Raw genomic sequence first — 6,426 nt, forward strand, 5'->3', positions numbered from 1 at the left:
ATTAATTATAATTTTCATTCAATATTGCTAAAAATCAAGTTGCAGAACTTCGTTTTCAAAATCTATATTCCTTTTCAGGATAAGCACTTAACTTCAACAAATACGCATAAAATATAGCAAAATAAATTCCTGATGCAGGATTTAATAGAATATGTCCTGCAAAACCCGCTATACCAAGACTTAAACAAACTGAAACACCAACCATTAGCAAGGTAGGTGAAGTCTGCTTGAACTTAAATCGAATTAAGGAATGTAAAATTTTGAACGCAAAATAAAATAATGGTAAAAACAACAAGATACTACCGAGTAAGCCATAGCTATAATACCAATCGAAATAATCAATTTCAATGATTTTTATACTCTCTTGATAATTCCCACCTGGTCCCAATCCAAATAGTTTTTGAGACACCGGTGCTTCATTCCAATCCTCTTTAACATTAGCTAAAAAACGATCTCGCCCACTTAATAATCTCTTCGGTAAATCTTCAGTATCAAATTCAAATTCAGGCTGTTCTATCTCGTTTGGTTCCTCTATCTCGTTAATTGGGTCTATTGATTCTTTTTCAACCTCTTTGTAATACGAAATATTTATATTCTTTCCGACAGGTGAATATGGTAAGTATGCAAATACAAATACAAGTCCTATTATTGCAATAAAAAGGTTTGTCCAAGTTTCCCTCTTAATAATTGCGTAAACAAAAGAAATTATTGCTCCTATAGCCAAAACTAGGATTGCCGCTCCTAACCCGACCTTTGTACCAACCTCAAGCATTGCCCAGATAATAAGTAATAATAATGGAATAAGAAACCATTTTAGCTTAGTGCTCTTCTGATTCATCATATAAATAATCATTCCGGTAAAACCAATAGCAAAAATTGCTCCTAAATCATTAGCAGAGTAAAACCACCCGGAATGCCCTTCGGTAGGGAGATTAGTCCAGTTTTCATAAGTGTTATAACTTAGTTTACCAGTACCTGTTAATGTAGCTAATAACATTACAACACCAATAACTAACATGTTAATAAATATATTTCGCTGAACAATGCGCTGCCAATCCCATTTTTTTGATATTGAGATAAATAACAATGCATATACAATTAACATCTCCACTACATAAGCGGATTTAACAGCATATGTTAATTCTTGCATAAGATGGTAAGGTGCCTTAACCATATAATTGTTTAAGATATGCAAAGTCATAAATACACCTAGTAAAAGGATGTAAATTATTGTTATCCATTTAATTTTCTTTTTAGGATACGATAGTAAGTACACAAATCCAATAACAATCACAATTGCCCTTACTAGTGTTGATATCGAGGTTCCAAAATAAGATACTAAATCCAGAAAGGGTTGTAGTATAATATAAAATAAAAAGAAAAACTCTAGCATTGTTGGAATTTTCTGCAAATATCCTTCGTTCAACTGCATTATCTTACTGCCTCCCAAGGTCTTCGTGTAGTTTAGAAATATTATTGTAATTATTAAAATTAATATACAATATCATAAGTATTTCATTTATAAATTTGATTAAATACCTAAGTATTATACTACATTTTTTGATATTTTTCGAGCTTTTCTTATATATAAAATCTATCCTTTATGTTCCCATCCACGTAATTATGATTATTGCAAAAAATGAAAACACCCCAAAACAGTTTATTTGAAGTGCCTCTTTTTCCATCTTAAACGTCTCAGTTTATTTTCTGATCGTCCAATAGAGTAGTATTCAGTTCCTAATCTATTCACATCTTTTAAATCAAAGCATTTCCGTCCATCAAATACTATTGGATTTTTAATTTAGCTTTATAATTATCTAATCCAAATTCAATAACTTTCCATTCAGTTAATAGAACTAAACAATCTACACCTTTTATTATTGTTTCTGTATTTTTCCGAAATTGTACATCTGTTGGAATTACCTTCTTAGCGTTATCAGTTACAACTGACGCATAAGCTCTGACTTCTACCCCAGTATCAATTAATGCTTTCAAGACAGGAATAGAAGGAGTTTTGCGCAAGTCATCAGTATTAGGTTTGAAAGATAGACCTAGCAACGCAATTGTTAGACCTTTTAGTGATCCAAACCTATTCTAAAGCATATTAATAATAATCGTTTTTTGATTTTCATTTACACTTACATCACTTTATAAAATTGGATTTGATAGTCAACACTTTTTTCAAAGGAGATAAGTGCGTTAGTATCTTTAAGGAAACAAGAAACACCATATCCATTTTAAGCATTTAAAAAATTCTCCCCACTATGTTTGTCCATCCCCATTCCTCTTGCAACCATTCTCTACATTTTGCTCCTAAACTCCAATGCCAAAAGGTTTGTTTACCTATTCAATTGTTTGAAGTGCTTCATTATCCTCAGGAGCCATCACATTTCGCTCACTCCGTAATATATCATGCACTGCTGACCCTTGGAATAAGAATTGTCGATTTGAAACAAACTATACATCAACATTGTTTTTTAAATTCTTGTCTATCTAGACCATCTTCATAAAAAGGTGATTTACCTTTTTCTCATCAATATCCAAACCTGTAACTTCATGACCAATTTCAACCAAACAAATACCCTGTATCAATTACCCTTATTTTCATTGTTATTGCTTCCTATTTCTTGTATGTGCTGTATATTTGTTCTATATAGGTTAATACATCTTCTTTTAAATCTTTTCGCTCTAATGCAAAATCAATTGTTGCCTTCACAAAACCTAACTTATTCCCAATATCAAATCGTTTTCCACTAAAATCATAAGCTAATACTTGTTGTTCTTTATTTAATGCTTCTATGGCATCAGTTAATTGAATTTCATCCCCTTTGCCTGGAGGTAAACATTCAAGAATAGAGAAGATTTCTGCTGTTAACACATATCTACCCATAATAGCTAGATTTGATGGAGCAATCTCAATAGATGGCTTCTCTACTAATGATCGAACAACAGAAGTATGCGGATCAAAGCCACCGACTCTTTTCGGCTCAATAATTCCATAACTTGAAACCATATCATCTGGAACTTCTTGAACACCAACTACCGAGCATTCATATTTGTCATAAACATCAATTAGTTGCTTTAGGCAAGGTTTTTCAGATTGAACAATATCATCGCCTAGTAGTACAGCAAAAGGTTCATTGCCAATAAATCTACTTGCTACCGAAATTGCATGTCCTAGTCCTTTGGGTTCCTTTTGTCTTATGTAATGAATATTTGCTAAATCAGAAATCGCACGAACTTCTTCCAACACTTTAGTTTTACCTTTTTTCGCTAAAGTTTCTTCTAATTCATAGGAAATATCAAAATGATCCTCAATCGCCCTTTTTCCACGACCAGATACAATGATTATATCTTCAATCCCTGAAGACACTGCTTCCTCGACAATATATTGAATAGTCGGCTTATCAACTATTGGTAACATTTCTTTAGGTTGTGCTTTTGTTGCTGGTAAAAACCGAGTCCCTAGTCCCGCTGCTGGAATAATTGCTTTTTTTACTCGCATGTTTTCCTCTCCTTATATTCTGAATATTTTATAGAATAATGAATAATTTAGTTTTAAAATTAAAATACAGCATCATATAATCATTAGTGTTAAGCAAATTGGATTTTTTTGAAATGGACTTCATAATAATTTCATTACAATTTCAATAAGACTATTCATTTTTTATTTTGCCACCATAAGTGCTATTTATGTAGGATATATCTACATGGTACAAACAGAAAAGCCAACCGTTTTATCCAATTCTAAAGAAGGTTGACTTTTTCATGTTTACTTTTTACGGCCATCTATCAAATGGAGAAGCGGACGATATTTATCACTAATTAGACCCGTTACCTCTACAATTAATTCTACTAGAACAAGGATTGCTACTAATAGCAGGGTAGAACCCCATAAAGTCGCACGTGTAAAGATTAATGCCGCTAAACCAAATAGCGCACTTAAAGTATAGATTATAATAACCGTTTGTCGATGGGTGAATCCTAATTTTATAAGACAATGATGTAAATGTAATCTATCTGGTGCTGCTAATGGCCTTTTCTGCACAATTCTACGAATAATTGCAAAAGTCGTATCTATTATCGGTACCCCTAAGATAATAATAGGAATTATTAACGAGAACATTGCAACGTTCTTGAATAGTCCCATTACCGCTAAAACACTAATCATATATCCTAAAAACAGTGAACCACTATCTCCCATGAATATTTTTGCAGGATAAAAATTATACACAAGAAATCCTACTGTACTACCGAGAACGAGCAAGGATAACAGTGCGATTAATGGATTACCCATGGAAAGTGCAAGACCCGATATGGTTAGTAATGCAATTGAAGAGACACCTGCGGCTAACCCATCTAATCCATCAATTAGATTGATAGCATTCGTAATTCCAACAATCCATATTATAGTAAGCGGAATTGCAAAGTAGCCAAAATGTAGCACTTCTCCTGATGGTAGTGTAATGTAATCAATTTGAATTCCTCCCATCACAGTAACCGCAGCTGCAAGTAATTGGCCTGCGAGTTTTGTTCGTGGTGATATTTCTTTAATATCATCTAAAGTGCCGATTACTACTATAAAAAGTGCCCCCACTAAAATGGGCCAAGCATTCATTGTATCCGGTATAAAGAAAATCAGACCAGTAGCAAAACTAATTACAATCGCTAAACCACCTAGCCGTGGCATCACTTGCTTATGAACCTTTCTGTTATTCGGTTGATCAATCGCCCCTATTTTAAATGCAATTTTTTTAACAAATGGCGTTACAATTAATGATGTAATAAATGTAATGACTAATGCAAAAATAGTCATATCTTTCCCCCTAAACATTGGTGAATTCTATTTACAGTAATTTTCTAATTCTAATCTACTAGAAGGTTTATACCTATTAATAGTTTCATTGTTTCATATTTTCCCTACCTAATTATAAAGAACTCAAACAAAAAAGCAATAAGAATAGTGTATTAATTAAAAAACCATGTTGAAAACTAATATATACTTCTTAATTAGATATGGATCTATGTCCGTTGAAGAATTAATTATAAGCTAAATTAGGAATACCACCTGCATAGCCATAGAGAACTAGGAGTGTTGCTTTTTGGATCTCACTTCACCGAATAGCTTTCTCATCAATCGAATTACAGGACGTTTACCTTTCCCGACTAATCCAACAAACTCCGCAATGATATGAAGCATAAACCAAATCACAATTGCAATTATTAAAGAATACCCAATAGAAGCATTTGAGAAAATAATCGCCATTCCACCAAAGAATGTACTGAACCCATAAATAATTATCACCGTGGTACGATGACTAAAACCAGCAGCAAGCAACTGGTGGTGAAAATGTTTCTTGTCAGGCATCATTATTTTTTTGCCATTCATAACCCTACGTATTATTGCAAAAATCGTATCAAAAATAGGTACTGCAAGAATTATTATTGGAATGATAAAACTAAATAAAGTTACGTTTTTAAATAGACCTAAAATAGAGATAACTGCAATCATATAACCTAAAAATAACGATCCCGTATCACCCATATATATTTTCGCTGGGTGGAAGTTATGAAATAAAAATCCAAGATTACTTCCAATAAGTGTGACAGCCAGAAAAATTACTAGTATTTGATTATCAAGAATAGCCATAGTTAGAATACTGATTAATGCAATTGTAGAAACGCCAGAAGCAAGTCCATCTAATCCATCAATTAAATTAATCGCATTCGTAATCCCAACAATCCAAAAAAGTGTAATAATGACACTTATTGGACCCGATAAGTCAACTACTCCGTAAAATGGTAGTGTAATTCTATCTATTATTAAACCCGATAAAATTAATATAGTTGCTGGTATCAATTGCCCTGTAAGTTTTAGTACAGGTCTAATTTGAAACTTATCATCCAGAAGTCCCGTAAGAACAATTATAACTGCACCTATACTCATTTCAAGGAAATATTCATGTGAAGGACTAAGATACACAATTCCAAGACAAGTACCAAAAAAAATTGCTAAGCCTCCCAGTCTTGCTGTTGGTGTTTTATGCACCTTTCGATAATTAGGTAAATCAATTATATTCCATCGTAACGCTAGCTTTTTAATTGGATAAACCAGCAAGAGAGTCGAGATAAGTGAAATAGTAAAAGCTATTACAAGATCGATTATTGAATACATTGTTCAAGTACCTCTTTTTATATATTATCTTTTTCTACTAACGTAAAATTATACACTGATTAACTCTCCTAATTTTAAGGGATAAACTTAAATTAAACAACCATATTAACGTTATTATAAATTAAGCATGCACATATGTTTTAGTTGTTTGTCTAACAGATCTATTAGTATTAAACTCAACTTTCGTATCAACATAATTGAAATAAGTTCAACTTGCAGTAGTTGCTGATGAGATTCAAGTATTATCATTG

General features: G+C 32.4%; 5 protein-coding genes. All 5 read right to left on the bottom strand.

Annotated features, from left to right (window positions below):
• Nucleotides 1–55: 55 nt before the first annotated feature.
• The 5 genes from BMSHG_RS09800 to BMSHG_RS09820 all read right to left on the bottom strand — a co-directional run bounded on the left by BMSHG_RS09800 (nucleotide 56) and on the right by BMSHG_RS09820 (nucleotide 6,175).
• Nucleotides 56–1,432: an O-antigen ligase family protein gene (locus BMSHG_RS09800; RefSeq protein ID WP_019154272.1), complete on the bottom strand. Its 1,377-nt coding sequence runs from the start codon at nucleotides 1,430–1,432 to the stop codon at nucleotides 56–58.
• A gap of 353 nt (nucleotides 1,433–1,785) precedes the next feature.
• Nucleotides 1,786–2,058, bottom strand: a complete 273-nt coding sequence (locus BMSHG_RS27090; protein ID WP_019154273.1) for a UDP binding domain-containing protein — start codon at nucleotides 2,056–2,058, stop codon at nucleotides 1,786–1,788.
• Between the two features lie 562 nt (nucleotides 2,059–2,620).
• Nucleotides 2,621–3,505: a UTP--glucose-1-phosphate uridylyltransferase GalU gene (galU, locus tag BMSHG_RS09810; protein ID WP_019154274.1), complete on the bottom strand. Its 885-nt coding sequence runs from the start codon at nucleotides 3,503–3,505 to the stop codon at nucleotides 2,621–2,623.
• A 267-nt stretch (nucleotides 3,506–3,772) separates the two neighbouring features.
• On the bottom strand, nucleotides 3,773–4,816 hold the full coding sequence (locus BMSHG_RS09815; RefSeq protein ID WP_019154275.1) for a glycosyltransferase family 4 protein: 1,044 nt from the start codon (nucleotides 4,814–4,816) through the stop codon (nucleotides 3,773–3,775).
• A 270-nt stretch (nucleotides 4,817–5,086) separates the two neighbouring features.
• The gene (locus BMSHG_RS09820) at nucleotides 5,087–6,175 is read right to left on the bottom strand and encodes an MraY family glycosyltransferase (protein ID WP_019154276.1); all 1,089 of its coding nucleotides are present in this window, start codon (nucleotides 6,173–6,175) and stop codon (nucleotides 5,087–5,089) included.
• Nucleotides 6,176–6,426: the final 251 nt, after the last annotated feature.

The sequence above is a fragment of the Robertmurraya massiliosenegalensis JC6 genome (assembly GCF_000311725.1).
Classification (GTDB): Bacteria; Bacillota; Bacilli; order Bacillales; family Cytobacillaceae; genus Robertmurraya; species Robertmurraya massiliosenegalensis.

Excerpts from the sequence above, each read along its gene's own strand:
- BMSHG_RS09800 (WP_019154272.1), bottom strand. The coding sequence starts at position 1,432 with ATGCAGTTGAACGAAGGATATTTGCAGAAAATTCCAACAATGCTAGAG.
- galU (WP_019154274.1), bottom strand. The coding sequence starts at position 3,505 with ATGCGAGTAAAAAAAGCAATTATTCCAGCAGCGGGACTAGGGACTCGG.
- BMSHG_RS09815 (WP_019154275.1), bottom strand. The coding sequence starts at position 4,816 with ATGACTATTTTTGCATTAGTCATTACATTTATTACATCATTAATTGTA.
- BMSHG_RS09820 (WP_019154276.1), bottom strand. The coding sequence starts at position 6,175 with ATGTATTCAATAATCGATCTTGTAATAGCTTTTACTATTTCACTTATC.